The 17,002-nt window shown below is 72.5% G+C and carries 16 protein-coding genes; 13 read left to right on the forward strand and 3 right to left on the reverse strand.

Annotated elements, in window-relative coordinates:
* Positions 1–3: 3 nt before the first annotated feature.
* From EDC57_RS02090 to EDC57_RS02100, 3 genes are read left to right on the forward strand one after another with little or no spacing between them, the layout of a single operon-like run.
* Positions 4–699, forward strand: coding sequence for a class I SAM-dependent methyltransferase (locus EDC57_RS02090; protein WP_123399773.1), 696 nt, complete (start codon positions 4–6; stop codon positions 697–699).
* Positions 699–1,496 carry an undecaprenyl-diphosphate phosphatase gene (locus EDC57_RS02095; protein ID WP_123399774.1) on the forward strand — a complete coding sequence of 266 codons (798 nt, stop codon included), beginning with the start codon at positions 699–701 and terminating at the stop codon, positions 1,494–1,496. The genes EDC57_RS02090 and EDC57_RS02095 overlap by 1 nt, the downstream gene beginning before the upstream one ends.
* Positions 1,493–1,882, forward strand: coding sequence for a VanZ family protein (locus tag EDC57_RS02100; RefSeq protein ID WP_123399776.1), 390 nt, complete (start codon positions 1,493–1,495; stop codon positions 1,880–1,882). Before EDC57_RS02095 ends, EDC57_RS02100 begins: the two co-directional genes overlap by 4 nt.
* Here EDC57_RS02100 and EDC57_RS02105 read toward each other — a convergent pair.
* Together EDC57_RS02105 and EDC57_RS02110 are read right to left on the reverse strand one after the other, a co-directional pair.
* Positions 1,861–3,087 carry a multifunctional CCA addition/repair protein gene (locus tag EDC57_RS02105; RefSeq protein ID WP_123399778.1) on the reverse strand — a complete coding sequence of 409 codons (1,227 nt, stop codon included), beginning with the start codon at positions 3,085–3,087 and terminating at the stop codon, positions 1,861–1,863. The two genes, EDC57_RS02100 and EDC57_RS02105, sit on opposite strands and share 22 nt — an antisense overlap.
* Positions 3,088–3,103: 16 nt before the next feature.
* Positions 3,104–4,081 (reverse strand): complex I NDUFA9 subunit family protein, encoded by a 978-nt coding sequence (locus tag EDC57_RS02110; RefSeq protein WP_123399780.1) that lies wholly within the window; start codon positions 4,079–4,081, stop codon positions 3,104–3,106.
* Positions 4,082–4,182: 101 nt separating this feature from the next.
* Here EDC57_RS02110 and EDC57_RS02115 point away from each other — a divergent pair, with 101 nt between their 5' ends.
* The 10 genes from EDC57_RS02115 (at position 4,183) to EDC57_RS02160 (ending at position 16,496) form a co-directional block, all read left to right on the forward strand.
* Positions 4,183–4,983: a sulfite exporter TauE/SafE family protein gene (locus tag EDC57_RS02115; RefSeq protein ID WP_123399782.1), complete on the forward strand. Its 801-nt coding sequence runs from the start codon at positions 4,183–4,185 to the stop codon at positions 4,981–4,983.
* A gap of 116 nt (positions 4,984–5,099) precedes the next feature.
* Positions 5,100–6,314 carry a sulfate adenylyltransferase gene (sat, locus tag EDC57_RS02120; RefSeq protein WP_123399783.1) on the forward strand — a complete coding sequence of 405 codons (1,215 nt, stop codon included), beginning with the start codon at positions 5,100–5,102 and terminating at the stop codon, positions 6,312–6,314.
* Positions 6,315–6,386: 72 nt separating this feature from the next.
* Positions 6,387–6,857, forward strand: coding sequence for an adenylyl-sulfate reductase subunit beta (gene aprB / locus EDC57_RS02125; RefSeq protein ID WP_123399786.1), 471 nt, complete (start codon positions 6,387–6,389; stop codon positions 6,855–6,857).
* A 60-nt stretch (positions 6,858–6,917) separates the two neighbouring features.
* Positions 6,918–8,870, forward strand: coding sequence for an adenylyl-sulfate reductase subunit alpha (gene aprA / locus EDC57_RS02130; protein ID WP_123399789.1), 1,953 nt, complete (start codon positions 6,918–6,920; stop codon positions 8,868–8,870).
* Between the two features lie 108 nt (positions 8,871–8,978).
* Positions 8,979–9,827: a YkgJ family cysteine cluster protein gene (locus EDC57_RS02135; protein WP_123399791.1), complete on the forward strand. Its 849-nt coding sequence runs from the start codon at positions 8,979–8,981 to the stop codon at positions 9,825–9,827.
* Positions 9,828–9,880: 53 nt separating this feature from the next.
* Positions 9,881–10,831, forward strand: a complete 951-nt coding sequence (locus tag EDC57_RS02140) for an MBL fold metallo-hydrolase (RefSeq protein ID WP_211331854.1) — start codon at positions 9,881–9,883, stop codon at positions 10,829–10,831.
* 140 nt (positions 10,832–10,971) lie between these two features.
* Entirely contained in the window at positions 10,972–12,867 is a 1,896-nt protein-coding gene (locus EDC57_RS02145; RefSeq protein ID WP_123399793.1) for a propionyl-CoA synthetase, read from the forward strand.
* 56 nt (positions 12,868–12,923) lie between these two features.
* Positions 12,924–13,811: a methylisocitrate lyase gene (gene prpB, locus EDC57_RS02150; protein WP_123399796.1), complete on the forward strand. Its 888-nt coding sequence runs from the start codon at positions 12,924–12,926 to the stop codon at positions 13,809–13,811.
* Positions 13,812–13,813: 2 nt separating this feature from the next.
* Positions 13,814–14,968, forward strand: coding sequence for a bifunctional 2-methylcitrate synthase/citrate synthase (gene prpC, locus EDC57_RS02155; protein ID WP_123399798.1), 1,155 nt, complete (start codon positions 13,814–13,816; stop codon positions 14,966–14,968).
* An 85-nt stretch (positions 14,969–15,053) separates the two neighbouring features.
* Entirely contained in the window at positions 15,054–16,496 is a 1,443-nt protein-coding gene (locus EDC57_RS02160) for a bifunctional 2-methylcitrate dehydratase/aconitate hydratase (RefSeq protein WP_123399799.1), read from the forward strand.
* Between the two features lie 60 nt (positions 16,497–16,556).
* Here EDC57_RS02160 and EDC57_RS02165 read toward each other — a convergent pair whose 3' ends face one another.
* Positions 16,557–17,000 carry a host attachment protein gene (locus EDC57_RS02165; protein ID WP_123399801.1) on the reverse strand — a complete coding sequence of 148 codons (444 nt, stop codon included), beginning with the start codon at positions 16,998–17,000 and terminating at the stop codon, positions 16,557–16,559.
* Between the last annotated feature and the right edge of the window lie 2 nt (positions 17,001–17,002).

Genomic DNA, 17,002 nt, shown 5'->3' on the forward strand with positions numbered 1-17,002 from the left:
GGCATGTCGGGAGGCATCGAGGAGACCCGGGCGCTGCTTGCGCGCCACCACCGCGACGGGCGGCGCTTCGCCGAGCTCATGAAGGCGCACTTTGCGCAGCGCTACGACGAGGCCTTCTGGGCCGAGTGGGCGCGCTGGATGGAGCCGGTCCTTTCGGACCCACCCACGGTGCTGGATCTCGGCAGCGGGCCGGGGCTGTTCCTGCGCGCCCTGGTGGAGCGCTACCCGGGGGCGCGGGCCATCGGCGTCGAGTGCGCCCCCTACATGCTCGACGCCGCGGGCGAGCTGCCCGGCGGCTGCGAGATGGCGCGGGAGGACCTGCACGACCCCCACCTCCCCCTCGCCGACGGCAGCGTCGATGCCGCTCTGGCCTCGGTGGTCCTGCACGAGATGAACCAGCCGGTGCGGGCGCTGCAGGAGACGGCCCGGTGCCTGCGGCGCGGCGGGCGGCTGATGGTGCTGGAGTGGGTGCGGGTGCCGCTGCGGCGCTACCTGGAGGAGGAGGGGCATCTGCCGGCGGCCTTCGACCCGGCGACGCCGGCGGCGGAGCTCGCCGACATCTTCGTCCACTTCGTGGAGCACAACCGCTACACGGTGGAGGACCTGGAGTACCTGCTGCAGCGCACGGGCTTCGCCGTCCTCGAGCGGGTGCTGCTGCGCGGGGGGCGCTTCGTCCGGCTGGTGGCGGAGCGGCGCTGATGGAGCCGCTGCAGGTCGCGGTCCTGGCGCTGCTGCAGGGCTTCACCGAGTTCCTGCCCATCTCCAGCTCCGCCCATCTCATCCTGGTGCCGGTCCTGACCGGCTGGCCCGACCAGGGGCTCGCCTTCGACGTCGCCGTGCACGTGGGCACGCTGGCGGCTGTGCTCGCCTACTTCCGCGACCGCCTGCGGCCCCTGCTGGCGGGGTGGTGGAGCTCGCTGCGCGGGGAGGGGCTCACGGCCGAGGGGCGGCTCGCGTGGGCGGTGATCCTCGGCACGGTGCCGGTGGGGCTTGCCGGGCTCGTCTTCGGGGACCTGGTGGAGACGCGGCTGCGCTCGCCGCTGGTGATCGCGCTCGCCACCGTCGGCTTCGGGCTCCTGCTGGGCTGGGCCGACCGGCGCGGCGGCGGCGCGCGCGACGAGGGGCGGCTGACCTGGCGGGACGTGGCGGTGGTGGGCTGCGCCCAGGCCCTCGCCCTCGTTCCCGGCACCTCGCGCTCGGGCATCACCATCACCGCGGGGCTCGCCCTGGGGCTCTCCCGCGAGGCGGCGGCGCGCTACTCCTTCCTCCTCTCCATCCCGGTGATCGTGCTCGCGGGCGGGCTCAAGACGCTGGAGCTCGCGCAGTCCGGCGATCCGGTGCCGTGGGGTGCGCTGCTCGCCGGGGCGGGGCTTTCCGCGGCCAGCGCCTATCTCTGCATCCGTATCTTCATGGCCTGGATCGAGCGCGCGGGGATGATGCCCTTCGTCCTCTACCGCCTCGCCCTGGGCGGGGTGCTGCTGGCGGTGTTCGCATGACCCCGGCCGGCCTGCGCGCGCTGTGGCGGGCGGCGGGCTGGGGCCTGGTGGCGCTGGTGGTGTGGCTGTCGCTGACGCCCGAACCGGTGGCGGCGGGCAACGACAAGCTGGGCCATCTCCTCGCCTACGCCGCGCTCATGGGCTGGCACGTGCAGCTGCACCCGCGGCGGTGCCGGGCCGGGCTGGCGGCGGTCTTCGTCGCCCTGGGCGCCGTCCTGGAGCTGCTGCAGGGCCTCGGCGGGGCGCGCGCGGCCGAGTGGGGTGATCTCGCCGCCGACGCCGGCGGGGTGGCGCTGGCCTGGGCGGGCGCGGCGCTGGGGCTCGACCGCGTGCTGGCGGGCCTCGAGGGGCGGCTCGCCGCGGCTCAGCGGGCGGTGCGGCGGTAGGCGGCGAGCGCGCGCAGGCGCGCCAGCCGCAGCGCTGCGCCCAGCTCCGGGCCGCGCAGGCCGCGCGCGAGGAGGGGGTGCGGGGAGACCGCGGCCGCCGCCTCGCGCGCCCCGCGCAGGTAGTCCGCCTGGGGGTAGGGACGGTCCTCGAGGCCGGTGCGGCCGCGGGCGTCGGCCTCGCAGGCGAGGACGAAGCGCTCGAGGCGCTCCGGGCGGCGCAGGGCGTCGAGCCGCTCGAGGGTGTCGAGGAGGGTCGCCGGGCGCAGCGCCGGCGCGTCGTGGCAGCGCCCGTGCAGGCGCGCGGCGAGCATGCCCTCGTCGCGGTACTCGCGGGGGGCGCGCAGGCGGGTGCAGAGCCGTTCCACGAGGCGGGCGCCGCGCACCTCGTGGCCGTGGTGGGCGGGCCAGCGCGCGGGCGGGGTGGTGCCCTTGCCGAGGTCGTGCACCAGGGCGGCGAAGCGCACCCGGGGGTCGTCGCTGAGGCGCGCCGCCTGCGCCAGCACCAGCTCCGTGTGGAGACCGCAGTCCACCTCCGGGTGGTGCTCGGGGGGCTGGGGCACGCCGTAGAGGCGGTCCACCTCGGGGAGGATGCGGGCGAGCGCGCCGCAGGCGCGCAGGGCCTGCAGGAAGGCCTGCGGCGCCGGCTCGGCGAGCGCCTTCGCGAGCTCCGCCCAGACCCGCTCCGGCACCAGCGCATCCACCTCGCCCCGCGCCACCATCTCGCGCATGAGGGCCAGGGTCTCGTCGGCGATGCGGAAGCCGAGGGGCGCGTAGCGGGCGAGGAAGCGGGCCACGCGGAGGATGCGCACCGGGTCCTCCACGAACGCGGGCGAGACGTGGCGCAGGATGCGCGCCTCGAGGTCGCGCCGGCCGCCGTAGGGGTCGATGATGCGCCCGGCGGCGTCTCGGGCCATGGCGTTGATGGTGAGGTCGCGCCGCGCCAGGTCCTCCTCCAGGGTCACGTCCGGGGCGGCGTGCACGGCGAAGCCGCGGTAGCCGGGGGCGGTCTTGCGCTCGGTGCGCGCGAGGGCGTACTCCTCGCCGGTCTCGGGGTGGAGGAAGACCGGGAAGTCGCGGCCCACGGGGCGGAAGCCGCGCCGGATCATCTCCTCCGGCGTCGCCCCCACCACCACCCAGTCGCGCTCCCGCACCGGCCGGCCCAGGAGCTGGTCCCGGACCGCGCCGCCGACGAGATAGACCTCCACCGCGCCGCGGCCGCCCTCAGCGGCGGGCGAGGCGGCGGAAGTCCGAGAGCCGCCCCCGCCAGGTGCGCCGGGCGAGGTAGGCGGGCACCACCGCCTCGACGCTCGCCGGCGGGCCGCCGAGGATCGCCGGCCACGGCCCCTCGCAGGTACTCGCGACCTGGAGCGAGAGGTAGTTGTCGTAGGTGAAGGGCTGGCCCGGCAGGCGCTCGAGGATGCGTGCCTGGAGCCGCGAGAGGGCGTCGGGCAGGCCCAGGATCAGCCGGCGCACGCCGAGGGTCCGGGCGGTGAAGCGCACCAGCTCGCGCAGGGTGTAGGTGCGCGGGCCGCAGAGGTCGTAGGCCGCGCCCGCCGTCTCCGCCTCGGCGAGGGCGGTGACGAAGGCCTGGGCGACATCGCCCACGTAGACCGGGGCGAGGCGCGCCTCCGGACAGGCCAGGGGGAAGACCCCGGGCGAGAGGCGCAGCAGGGTGGCGAAGCGGTTGAAGAAGCGGTCGTCGGGGCCGAAGATCACCGAGGGGCGGAAGACGGTCACGGCAAGCCCCTCGGCCTCGCGCACGACGCGCTCGCCCTCGCCCTTGGTGCGCAGGTAGCGGCTCTCGCCGCGGCCGGCGTTGAGTGCGCTCATGTGCAGCAGGCGCGGCACCTGCGCGGCGCGGCAGGCGGCGACGAGCTTGCGCGGCAGCTCCACGTGGACGCGGCGGAAGCCGGCGCCGTCGCGCGCAGGGTCGTTGAGGATGCCGACGAGGTTGACGGCGGCGTCGCAGCCGGCGAGGAGCCGGGTCAGGGTCGCCTCGTCGTGGACGTCGGCCTCCACCAGCTCCAGCACCGGCTCGGTGTAGTTGCCGTTGCCCGCGGGCTGCGGCAGCAGGTCGCGATGGCGGTGGGGGTGGCGGGTGGGCACGACGAGCCGGTGCCGCCCCCGCAGCAGGCGCGGGATCAGGTGGCGGCCGACGAAGCCGGTGCCGCCCAGGATGCAGATGCGCATGGGCCTCATGGTCGCCCTCCGGAAAGGGGTGGTCGGCGCCGATTGTACGGGAATCGGGGCGGTGAGGGGGGCCTTCGGCGGGGGGCGGCAGCCGCTATACTGCGGGCGCCATGACGGCGCTCGCGCTTCTCGCCTATCTCGCCGCCGGCGCCCTCGCCGGGGTCCTCGCCGGGCTGCTGGGGGTCGGCGGCGGCATCGTCATCGTCCCGGCGCTGCTGGTGCTGCTGGAGGCGCAGGGGGTGGCGCCGGAGCTCAGCATGCACATGGCGGTGGGGACCTCCCTCGCCACCATCCTCCTCACCTCGCTCTCCTCGGTGCGGGCCCACCATCGTCGCGGCGCCCTGCGCCGGGAGCTTGTCGCCGCCATGGCCCCGGCCATCGCGGCGGGCGCCCTCGCCGGGGCGGGGCTCGCCGACGCCCTGGCGGGGGCGGTGCTGCGCCGCATCTTCGGCGCCTTTCTCCTGCTGGTGGCGGCGCAGCTCGCCCTCGAGCTGGTCCCCGCCGGGCGGCGGCAGGTGCCGGGGCGAGGCGTGCTGGCCGCCGCCGGGGGGGTCATCGGCGCCGTCTCGGCGCTGCTCGGCATCGGCGGGGGCAGCCTCACGGTGCCGTTCCTGGTCTGGCGCAACGTGCCCGTGCACGAGGCGGTCGCCACCTCCGCCGCCTGCGGCCTGCCCATCGCCGCCGCCGGGGCGGCCGGGTTCGTCTGGGGCGGCTGGGGGGAGACGGGGCTGCCCCCGTGGAGCCTCGGCTACGTCCACCTGCCGGCGCTCGCCGGGATCGCCCTCGCCAGCGTGCCGGCGGCGCCCGTGGGGGCGGCGCTCGCCCACCGTTGGCCGGCCGCGCGGCTGCGCCGCATCTTCGCCGCCTTCCTCGTCGTGGTGGGCCTGCGGATGCTGTTGGGAGGGGGATAAGACCCCCTTATGCAGGCAGAGGAAATACCTGTTTGGCACCATTCCGGCGCCCCCCTAAGGTTTTGTTCCCCCGGGGGCCTGCCCGGGGAGGTGAGGCCGAGGGAGGGGTAGACGCGATGAGCCTGGTGCCGCCGCATGGAGGGGGATCCCTCAAGCCGCTGCTCCTCGAGGGCGAGGCGCTCGCCGAGGAGCGCCGCCGCGCCGAGACGCTGCCGCGGGTGACGCTGAGTTCGCGCGAGGCCGGCGACCTGATCATGATGGGCATCGGCGGCTTCACGCCGCTCGAGGGCTTCATGACCCGGGCCGACTGGGAGGGGGTGTGCGACGGGATGCGCATGGCCAACGGCCTCTTCTGGCCCATCCCCATCACGCTGTCCACGGACCGGGACACCGCCGACGGGCTCAAGGAGGGGCAGGACGTCGCCCTCTACGACCCCGAGCGTGACGAGATCCTCGCCACCATGACGGTCACCGAGCGCTACACCATCGACAAGGCGCACGAGTGCGCGACGGTGTTCCGGACCACCGACCTCGAGCACCCGGGCGTGAAGATGGTGATGGAGCAGGGCGAGGTCAACCTGGCCGGGCCCGTGCGGGTGCTCTCCACCGGCGGCTTCCCGGAGAAGTACGGGGCGCTCTTCAAGACCCCGGCGCAGACGCGGGCGGTGTTCGAGGCCAAGGGCTGGACCACGGTGGCCGCCTTCCAGACCCGCAACCCCATGCACCGCTCGCACGAGTACCTGGCGAAGATCGCCATCGAGGTCTGCGACGGCGTGCTGATCCACTCGCTGCTGGGCAAGCTCAAGCCCGGCGACATCCCGGCCGAGGTCCGGGCCCGCGCCATCGATGCGCTCATCGAGCACTACTTCGTCAAGGACACCGTGGTGCAGGCGGGCTACCCGCTGGACATGCGGTATGCCGGTCCGCGCGAGGCCCTGCTGCATGCGCTCTTCCGCCAGAACTACGGCTGCTCGCACCTCATCGTCGGGCGCGACCACGCCGGGGTCGGCGACTACTACGGCCCCTTCGACGCCCACAAGATCTTCGACGAGATCCCGGCCGATGCGCTGGTGACCAAGCCGCTCAAGATCGACTGGACCTTCTGGTGCGACCGTTGCGAGGGGATGGCCTCGATGCGCACCTGCCCGCACGGCGAGGAGGACCGCCTGCTGCTGTCGGGCACGAAGCTGCGCAAGATGCTCTCGGAGGGCCAGCCGGTGCCGGATCACTTCAGCCGCCCGGAGGTCCTGGCGATCCTGCGCGAGTACTACGAGGGGCTTGCCGAGCACGAGCGCGTGGAGGTGAAGCTGACCGGCCACTCGGCCCGCTGAGGGCCGACGGCGCCCGGCCCGCGAGGGCCGGGCGGGTGTACCTCGAGGTGACCACAAACGGAGACGCTGACGATGCCAACCTACGTCCGTACCGACAAGTGCGACGGATGCAAGGGTCAGGACAAGACCGCTTGCATGTACATCTGCCCCCACGACCTCATGCGCCTGGACAAGGACGGCTCGGAGACCGGCTGGGCGATGAAGGCCTACAACCAGGAGCCGGAGCAGTGCTGGGAGTGCTACTCCTGCGTCAAGATCTGCCCCCAGCAGGCGATCGAGGTCCGCCACTACGCCGACATCGTCCCCATGGGTGCGTCGGTGCAGCCGCTGCGCGGTTCGGACTCCATCATCTGGACCATCAAGTTCCGCAACGGCACCATGAAGCGCTTCAAGTTCCCCATCCGCACCACCCCCGAGGGCTCCATCGAGCCGTATGCGGGCAAGCCCAAGGCGGATCTGTCGCGCATCGACCAGCCGGGCTTCTTCAACAACCCCGACGGCCCGGTCAAGCCCGGCGATCGCAGCCAGCTGATCCGGGTCTGAGCAGGCCCCGCAGCGCCGGCCGCGGCCGGCAGGGAAGGACAAGACGAGAGGGTGACATCCATGTCTGAGGGTACCTTCGGCAATCCCGAGATCGTCCAGGAGGAGGTCGACATCCTCATCATCGGCGGTGGCATGGCCGCCTGCGGCGCCGCCTACGAGATCGGCCCCTGGATCGAGGCGGCCAAGGAGAAGATCGGCCGCGAGCTCAAGGTCAAGCTGGTGGACAAGGCCGCGCTGTCGCGCTCCGGTGCGGTGGCCCAGGGCCTCTCCGCCATCAACACCTACCTCGGCGAGAACGACCCCGCCGACTACGCCCGCATGGTCTCCAACGACCTCATGGGCATCACGCGCGACGACCTCACCTACGACCTCGGCCGTCACGTGGACGACTCCGTGCATCTGTTCGAGGAGTGGGGCCTGCCGATCTGGAAGCAGCCCGGCGACGAGGGCAAGAAGCTCGTCGAGGGCGGCAAGCCGGTGCGCTCCGGGCGCTGGCAGATCATGATCAACGGCGAGTCCTACAAGTGGATCGTGGCCGAGGCGGCGAAGAAGGCGCTCGGCATGGAGCGCATCCAGGAGCGCGTCTTCATCGTCAAGCTCGTCAACGACAAGAACGACCCCAACCGCGTCGCCGGCGCGGTGGGCTTCTCGGTGCGCGAGCACAAGGTCTTCGTCTACAAGTTCAAGGCCTGCCTGCTGGTCTGCGGCGGCGCCGTCAACATCTTCCGTCCGCGCTCGGTGGGCGAGGGCACGGGCCGCGCCTGGTACCCGGTCTGGAACGCCGGCTCCACCTACGCCATGGCGGCGGAGGCCGGGGCGGAGCTCACCATGATGGAGAACCGCTTCGTCCCCGCCCGCTTCAAGGACGGCTACGGCCCGGTGGGCGCCTGGTTCCTGCTCTTCAAGTCTAAGGCCATCAACGCCTACGGCGAGGAGTACCTGTCCAAGCCCGAGGCCCAGCAGCTCCTCGAGGCCTATGCGCCCTACAACAAGGCCCAGGTGACGCCCACCTGCCTGCGCAACCACGTCATGCTCAACGAGATGCTCGAGGGGCGCGGTCCCATCTACATGGACACCGTGACCGCGCTCGGCAAGCTCGCCGAGACCATGACGCCCAAGGAGATCAAGCACCTCGAGGCCGAGGCCTGGGAGGACTTCCTCGACATGTGCATCGGCCAGGCCGGCGTGTGGGCGGGCGAGAACATCGAGCCGGAGAAGAAGAACTCCGAGCTCATGCCCACCGAGCCCTACCTGCTCGGCTCGCACTCGGGCTGCTGCGGCATCTGGGTCTCGGGGCCGGAGGACGTGGGTGCGCCTGACGACTGGCACTGGGGCTACCGCTCCATGACCACGGTCAAGGGGCTGTTCACCGCGGGCGACGGCGTCGGCGCCTCGGGCCACAAGTTCTCCTCGGGCTCGCACGCCGAGGGCCGCATCGCCGCCAAGGGCATGGTGAAGTTCGTGCTCGACAACATCGACTGGCAGCCGGAGCTCGACACCCCGGTGGAGGAGCTGGTGGAGGAGATCTACCGGCCGGTGCGCAACTTCCTCGAGCACAAGGACTACACCACCGCCATCGACGTCAACCCCCACTACATCACGCCCAAGATGCTGCAGTTCCGGCTGCAGAAGATCATGGACGAGTACGTGGGCGGCGTCGCCACCTACTACCGCACCAACGAGAAGATGCTCGAGGTGGCGGAGCAGAAGCTGGAGATGCTCAAGGAGGACGCCCTCAAGATGCGGGCCAAGGACCTGCACGAGCTGCTGCGGGCCTGGGAGAACTACCACCGCATCCTCACCTCCGAGGCGCATCTCAAGCACGTCAAGTTCCGGAAGGAGAGCCGCTACCCCGGCTTCTACTACCGGATGGACTACAACTTCATCGACGACGAGAACTGGAAGGTCTTCGTCAACTCCACCTACGACCGGAAGACCAAGGAGTGGAAGGTCTTCACCCGTCCGCACGTGGACCTGGTGGAGAAGTGGAACAGCCCCGGCAAGGCCGCCTGAGGCGGGGCTGACCGGGCAGGGACGGCCCGGGCGGGGCGCAGGCCCCGTCCGGGCCTTCCCCTTTTGCGTCACCGGGCCGGCCTGCCACGGCCCGAGGAGCGGGAACCCATGAGCGACATCCGGCGCACGGGCGCCATCGACAACCCGGTGGTGCCGGTCCAGCTGCGCGGCGACAGCCGGCTGCAGTTCCGCTGCCGCCAGGGCATCGACTGCTGGAACGCCTGCTGCAGCAACATCGACTTCGCCCTCACCCCCTACGACATCCTCCGCATGGCCCGCCGGCTCGGCCTCACCACCGGCGAGTTCCTGGCCACCTTCACCTTCCCCTACGAGATGGACGCCGACGGTCTGCCGGGGGTGAAGCTGCGCACCCGCGACGACCGCCCCGCCTGCCTCTTCATGGCGGACGAGGGATGCACCATCTACGAGGACCGGCCCACGGCCTGCCGCTACTACCCGCTGGCGCTGCTGTCCATGCGCAAGGCGGGCGAGGCGCGCGACGAGGCCCATTACGCGCTGGTCCGGGAGGCGCACTGCCACGGCCACCAGGAGCCGCGCGAGCTCGCCATCGACGCCTACCGCGCCGAGCAGGGGCTCGAGCCCTACGACCGCCTCGCCCGGGGCTGGCGCCGGCTCCTGCTCAAGAAGCGCTCGGCGGGACCGGCCCTGGGACGCCCGCCCAAGCGCACCTACGATTTCTTCTTCATGGTCTGCTACGACCTCGACCGCTTCCGTGCCTTCGTCGCCAGCGAGGGCTTCCGCCGCACCTACGATCTCGACCCGGTGTTCCTCCAGCGGCTGGCGCGGGAGGACGAGACCCTGTTGGAGTTCGGCTACCGGCTCCTGCGCCAGGTCCTCTTCGGCGAGGCGACGATCCCGCTCACCGCGGAGGCCAAGGCGCGGCGCGAGGCGCGGGCGCAGCGGGAGGCCGCACCGGCGGGGGATGCGGCCGGTTGACGCGCGCCGGTGCGGTCTGACAGCATCGGCCCCCCGAGCACCGGAGGTCCGCCGTGCCGCACCCGCCCGTCGAGGTCGCCGAGGGCATCCACTGCATCGACACCGGCTTCCTGGGCCGCGAGGGGCTCGCCGCCTCCTATCTGCTCCTGCGGGGCGGGCGCGCCGCCTTCGTCGAGACCGGCACCACCCACGCCGTGCCGTGCCTCCTCGCCGCCCTCGAGGCCCTGGGCCTCGGGCGCGACCGCGTCGACTACGTCATCGTCACCCACGTCCACCTGGACCACGCCGGGGGTGCGGGTGCACTCATGACCCATCTGCCGGCGGCGCGGCTCGTGGTCCATCCGCGCGGTGCGCGCCACCTGATCGATCCCGCGCGCCTCGTCGCCGGGGCCACCGCGGTCTACGGCGAGGCGGCGATGGCGCGGGACTACGGCGAGGTGGTGGCGGTGCCGGCGGAGCGGGTGGTCGAGGCGGGCGACGGCTTCCAACTGACCCTCGGCGGTGCGACGCTGCGCTTCCTCGACACCCCGGGCCATGCCCGTCACCACTTCTGCGTCCTCGACGAGGCCACCGGCGGTCTCTTCGCCGGCGACACCGGCGGGATGTCGCTGCGCGCCCTGGACGGGCCGCGGGGGCCGTTCGTCTACCTCCCCAGCGCCCCGGTCCAGTTCGACCCCGAGGCCTGGCACGCGACCCTCGAGCGGCTCGCGGCGCTCGGTCCGCGCATGCTGCTGCTGACCCATTTCGGCCGCATCGACGCGGTGGGGCGCGCCTTCGCCACCCTCCATGCCGAGATCGACCGCTACGTCGCCATCGCCCGCGCCTGCCCCCACGCCGGGGATGCGGCGCAGGCCTGGCTCGAGGCGCGCCTGCGCGAGGCCATGGCCGAGCGGCTGGCGGCCGAGGAGGTGCCCCTGCCCGCGGAGGAGGCCCTGGCCCTGCTCGCCCACGACATCACCGTCAACGCCCAGGGCCTCGCGGTGTGGCGGGCGCAGGCCGGCTGACGCGGCCATAACCGCACCTCGGGCGAGCCCCGGGGTTTTGCATTTCCCCTGGTTATCGTTGGCATAAGCTTCTGGGGCCGCGGGGGCGGGCATAGAATCCGGTCGAGCCGCCCGGCGACGAGGGAGAGGGAGGAGGCGCCATGTCCCGATACGACGAGATCTACCGCCGCTCGCTGGAGGATCCCGAGGGCTTCTGGGCCGAGGCCGCGCAGGCCATCGACTGGACCCGGCCGTGGGAGCGGGTCCTCGACGACCGCAACAAGCCCTTCTACCGCTGGTTCGTGGGCGGCGAGCTCAACACCTGCTACAATGCGCTCGACCGGCACGTGGAGCGGGGTCGCGCCGATCAGAAGGCGCTCATCTACGACAGCCCCGTCACCGGCCAGCAGCGCAGCTACACCTATCGCGAGCTGCGCGATGCGGTGGCGCACTTCGCGGGCGCCCTCCGCGCCCAGGGGGTGGAGAAGGGCGACCGGGTCATCATCTACATGCCGATGGTGCCCGAGGCGGTCATCGCCATGCTCGCCTGCGCCCGCATCGGCGCCATCCATTCGGTGGTCTTCGGCGGCTTCGCCGCCAACGAGCTCGCCACCCGCATCGACGACGCGAGGCCCAAGCTCATCGTCTCGGCCTCCTGCGGCATCGAGCCCGGGCGCATCGTCGAGTACAAGCCCATGCTGGACGGCGCCATCGCGCAGGCGCGGCACAAGCCCGAGCGCTGCATCATCCTCCAGCGCCCGCAGGCCGAGGCGCCGCTGGTGGCCGGGCGCGACATCGAGTGGAACGAGGCGCTGGCCGGGGTGGAGCCGGCCGAGTGCGTGCCGGTGGCGGCCACCGATCCCCTCTACATCCTCTACACCTCCGGCACCACCGGCCAGCCCAAGGGCATCGTGCGCGACAACGGCGGCCACGCCGTGGCCCTGCACTGGTCCATGCGCCACGTCTACGGCGTCGAGCCCGGCGAGGTGTACTGGGCCGCCTCCGACGTGGGCTGGGTTGTCGGCCACAGCTACATCGTCTACGGGCCGCTGCTGCACGGCAACACCACCATCGTCTTCGAGGGCAAGCCGGTGGGGACGCCGGACCCCGGCACCTTCTGGCGCATCATCGCCGAGCACGGCGTGCGCGTGATGTTCACCGCGCCCACCGCCTTCCGCGCCATCAAGAAGGAGGACCCCGAGGGCGAGTACATCCGCCGCCACGACCTCTCGGGCTTCCGCGCGCTCTTCCTCGCCGGCGAGCGCTGCGACCCCGACACCCTGGAGTGGGCCCGCCGGCAGCTCGGGGTGCCGGTCATCGATCACTGGTGGCAGACCGAGACCGGCTGGGCGATCGCCGCCAACTGCCTCGGCATCGAGCCGCTGCCGGTCAAGCCCGGCTCGCCCACGCGCGCCGTGCCCGGCTACGACGTGCGCGTGCTCGACGACGAGGGGGGCGAGCTCGGGCCCAACCAGATCGGCGCCATCGTCATCCGCCTGCCGCTGCCGCCGGGGACGCTGCCCACGCTGTGGAACGCCGAGCAGCGCTTCGTCGACGCCTATCTCAGCCGCTACCCGGGCTACTACCTCACGGGGGACGCCGGCTACAAGGACGAGGACGACTACCTCTGGATCATGAGCCGCATCGACGACGTCATCAACGTCGCCGGCCATCGGCTCTCCACCGGGCAGATGGAGGAGGTGCTCGCCTCGCATCCGGCGGTGGCCGAGTGCGCCGTCTTCGGCGTCGCCGACGAGCTCAAGGGCGAGTTGCCGCTGGGGCTGGTGGTGCTCAAGGCGGGGGCCGAGGTCGAGGAGGAGGCGCTGCGCCAGGAGCTGATCCGGATGGTGCGCGAGCGCATCGGGCCGGTGGCGGCCTTCAAGCTCGTGGGCATCGTCAAGCGCCTGCCCAAGACGCGCTCGGGCAAGATCCTGCGCGGGACCATGAAGAAGATCGCCGACGGCGTGCCGTGGAAGATGCCGGCCACCATCGACGATCCGGCCATCCTCGACGAGATCGCCGAGGTCCTGCGCGGTCTCGGGTATCCGAAGTCCTGAGCCGGGCGGGGCGTCCGCCCCGCCCCCTTGCCGGGTTCGCCCGGAGGAGGTTCGACATGAGCGATCGCAGCAGCGCGGGGGCGCGCTTCCGCGCCGCTCTCGAGGCCGAGCGTCCCCTGCAGGTGGTGGGCGCCATCAACGCCTACGCCGCACGGCTCGCCGAGCGCACCGGCTACCGCGCCCTCTACGTCTCCGGCGGCGGGGTGGCGGCGGCCTCGTGCGGCATCCCCGACCTCGGCATCACCACCCTCGACGACGTCCTCACCGACGTCCGCCGCATCACCGACGTCACCGAGCTGCCGGTGCTGGTGGACGTGGACACCGGCTTCGGGCCGAGCGCCTTCAACATCGCCCGCACCGTGCGCGCGATGATCAAGGCGGGGGCCGCCGCCATCCACATCGAGGACCAGGTCCAGGCCAAGCGCTGCGGCCACCGTCCCGGCAAGGCCATCGTCTCCAGGCAGGAGATGGTGGACCGCATCAAGGCCGCGGTGGACGCGCGCACCGACGAGGCCTTCGTCGTCATGGCGCGCACCGACGCGCTGGCCGTGGAAGGGCTCGAGGCCGCCATCGAGCGCGCCTGCGCCTGCGTCGAGGCCGGTGCCGACATGATCTTCCCGGAGGCCGTGCCCGACCTCGACACCTACCGCCGCTTCGTCGACGCGGTGGGGGTGCCGGTGCTCGCCAACATCACCGAGTTCGGCAAGACGCCGCTGTTCACGGTCGAGGAGCTCGCGGGGGCGGGCGTGGCGCTGGTGCTCTACCCGCTCTCGGCCTTCCGCGCCATGAGCCGGGCCGCCCTCGAGGTCTACCGCGCCATCCGCGAGGAGGGCACCCAGCGCGGCGTCCTCGATCGCATGCAGACGCGCGACGAGCTCTACGACTATCTCGACTACCACGCCTACGAGCGCAAGCTCGACGAGCTCTACGCCAGGGGGGAGTGACCATGAGCGACGCCGTCCAGGATCTGTCCAAGCGCAAGAAGAAGTCGGTGGCCCTGTCCGGGACCGCCGCCGGCAACACCGCCATCTGCACCGTCGGCCGCACCGGCAACGACCTCCACTACCGCGGCTACGACATCGCCGACCTCGCCGCCCAGTGCGAGTTCGAGGAGGTGGCCTATCTGCTGGTGCACGGCAAGCTGCCCAACCGCGCCGAGCTCGCCGCCTACAAGCAGAAGCTCGCCGCCATGCGCGGGCTGCCGGTGGCGGTGAAGAAGGCGCTGGAGCGCATCCCCGCCTCGGCCCATCCCATGGACGTCATGCGCACCGGGGTCTCGGTCCTCGGCACCTGCGAGCCGGAGAAGGACGAGCAGCCGGTGGCCGGCGCCCGCGCCATCGCCGACCGCCTCCTCGCCTGTCTCGGCTCGATGCTCCTCTACTGGCACCACTATGCCCACAACGGCCGGCGCATCGAGGTGGAGACCGACGACGACTCCATCGGCGGGCACTTCCTGCACCTGCTCCACGGGCGCACGCCGCCCGAGCTCTGGGTGCGCTCCATGCACACCTCGCTCATCCTCTACGCCGAGCACGAGTTCAACGCCTCCACCTTCACCGCGCGCGTCATCGCCGGCACCGGCTCCGACATCTACTCGGCCATCACCGGCGCCATCGGCGCCCTGCGCGGGCCGAAGCACGGCGGCGCCAACGAGGTCGCCTTCGAGGTCCAGAGCCGGTACGACAACCCCGACGAGGCCGAGGCCGACATCCGCGAGCGGGTCGCGCGCAAGGAGATCGTGATCGGCTTCGGCCACCCGGTCTACACCATCGGCGATCCGCGCAACCCCATCATCAAGGAGGTGGCGCGCCGCCTGTCCGAGGACGCCGGGGACACGCGGCTGTTCGAGATCGCCGAGCGGCTCGAGGCGGTGATGTGGGAGATCAAGAAGATGTTCCCCAACCTCGACTGGTTCTCCGCCGTCTCCTACCACATGATGGGTGTGCCCACGCCGATGTTCACGCCGCTGTTCGTGATCGCGCGCACCGCCGGCTGGGCCGCCCACGTCATCGAGCAGCGCCAGGACGGCAAGATCATCCGCCCGAGCGCCAACTACATCGGCCCCGAGGAGCGGCCTTTCGTGCCCATCGACCAGCGCTGAGGCCGGCGCCGGCGCACCGCGGGGCCGCCGCCGCGGCGGCCCCGCGCCGTTTCCCCTTCCCGAACCCGAGAGAGGAGCGACACCCATGGCCGACATCAAGAGCGCCAAGCGACCCGATCCGGATCCGCTGCTCGTCGAGATCGCCGACTACGTGGCCGGCGCCGAGATCGACAGCGCCGAGGCCTACGACACCGCCCGCTACTGCCTCATGGACTCGCTCGCCTGCGCCATGCTGGCCCTGCGCTACCCCGAGTGCACCAAGCTGCTGGGCCCGGTGGTGCCGGGGGCGGTGCTGCCGGGCGGCGCGCGCGTGCCCGGCACCGCATGGGAGCTGGACCCGGTGCAGGCGGCCTTCAACATCGGCGCCCTCGTGCGCTGGCTCGACTTCAACGACACCTGGCTCGCCGCCGAGTGGGGCCACCCCTCGGACAACCTCGGCGCCATCCTCGCCGTGGCCGACTACGTCTCGCGCCGCCGCGTCGCCGCCGGCGAGGCCCCGCTCACCATGCGCGAGGTCCTCACCGCCATGATCAAGGCCCACGAGATCCAGGGCGTGCTGGCGCTGGAGAACGGCTTCAACCGCGTCGGCCTCGACCACGTCCTGTTGGTGCGGGTGGCGAGCACGGCGGTGGCGACGCACCTCCTCGGCGGCAGCCGCGACGAGATCGTCAACGCCCTCTCCAACGCCTGGATCGACGGCGGTGCCCTGCGCACCTACCGCCACGCCCCCAACACCGGCTCGCGCAAGAGCTGGGCCGCGGGCGACGCCACCGCGCGCGCGGTGCGCCTGGCGCTGATGGCGCTCAAGGGCGAGATGGGCTATCCCTCGGCGCTGAGCGCGCCGCGCTGGGGCTTCTGCGACGTCCTCTTCCGCGGCGAGCCGATCCGCCTCGCCCGCCCGCTCGGCAGCTACGTCATGGAGAACGTCCTCTTCAAGATCGCCTTCCCCGCCGAGTTCCACGCCCAGACCGCGGTGGAGGCCGCCTTCAAGCTCCACCCGCAGGTGGCGGCGCGCCTCGACGAGGTCGAGCGGGTGGTGATCCACACCCAGGAGCCGGGGGTGCGGATCATCGACAAGACCGGGCCGCTCGCCAATCCCGCCGACCGCGACCACTGCATCCAGTACATGACCGCCATCGGCCTCATCTTCGGCGAGCTCACCGCCGATCACTACGAGGACGAGGTGGCGGCCGACCCGCGCATCGACGCCCTGCGCGAGAAGATGGAGGTGGTGGAGGACCCGGCCTACACCGAGGCCTACTACGACCCGGAGCGCCGCGCCATCCCCAACGCGGTGCAGGTCTTCTTCCGCGACGGCAGCTGCACCGACAAGGTGGAGGTCTACTACCCGGTGGGCCATCGGCGCCGGCGCGAGGAGGGGATCCCGCTTCTCATCGAGAAGTTCCAGGACGCCCTCGCCACGCGCTTCGCGCGCAAGCAGCAGGCGGCCCTCGAGGCGGTCTGCGACGACCACCGCCGCCTCGAGGAGACGCCGGTGGACCGCTTCATGGCGCTCTGGGTGGCCTGAGCCGCCCGGCGGGGTAGGGGCGGCGCGCCCCTGCCCCGTCACGGCCGCGGGCCGCGGCGCTCACCACCACTCGGGCAGGGCGCGCCGGATCTCGGCGGGGTCGAGGCCGGTGAGGTCCTTGGGCGTCTCGGCGGCGACCGCCGCCCGCGTCTCCTCGTCGAGGGCCTCGCGGAGCATGCCGAGGAAGCGCGGCGCCGCCGCGATCACCAGCTTGCGGTAGGCCCCGGCGCGGCGGGCCTCGGCCAGGTGCTCGGCGAGGCGGCGGGCGAAGCGCAGGGCCTCGTGGGTCTTGGGGTCCACCTCCGGCTCGGCGTCGTGGCGGCCGTGGCCGGCGCGGTCGAAGACCTCGCCGGGGGCGTCGGTGACCAGCTCGCCGATGTGGCGCCGCGCCGGCTCGTGGGCGAGCGCCTCGCGCTCCTCCAGGCGTCCGCCCGGCCCGGCGGTCTCGAAGATGCGCGCCCGCGCGGCATCGGCCACGACCACCCAGGTTCCCTTCTCCGTCATGG

This window comes from Inmirania thermothiophila (assembly GCF_003751635.1).
GTDB classification, from domain to species: Bacteria; Pseudomonadota; Gammaproteobacteria; order DSM-100275; family DSM-100275; genus Inmirania; species Inmirania thermothiophila.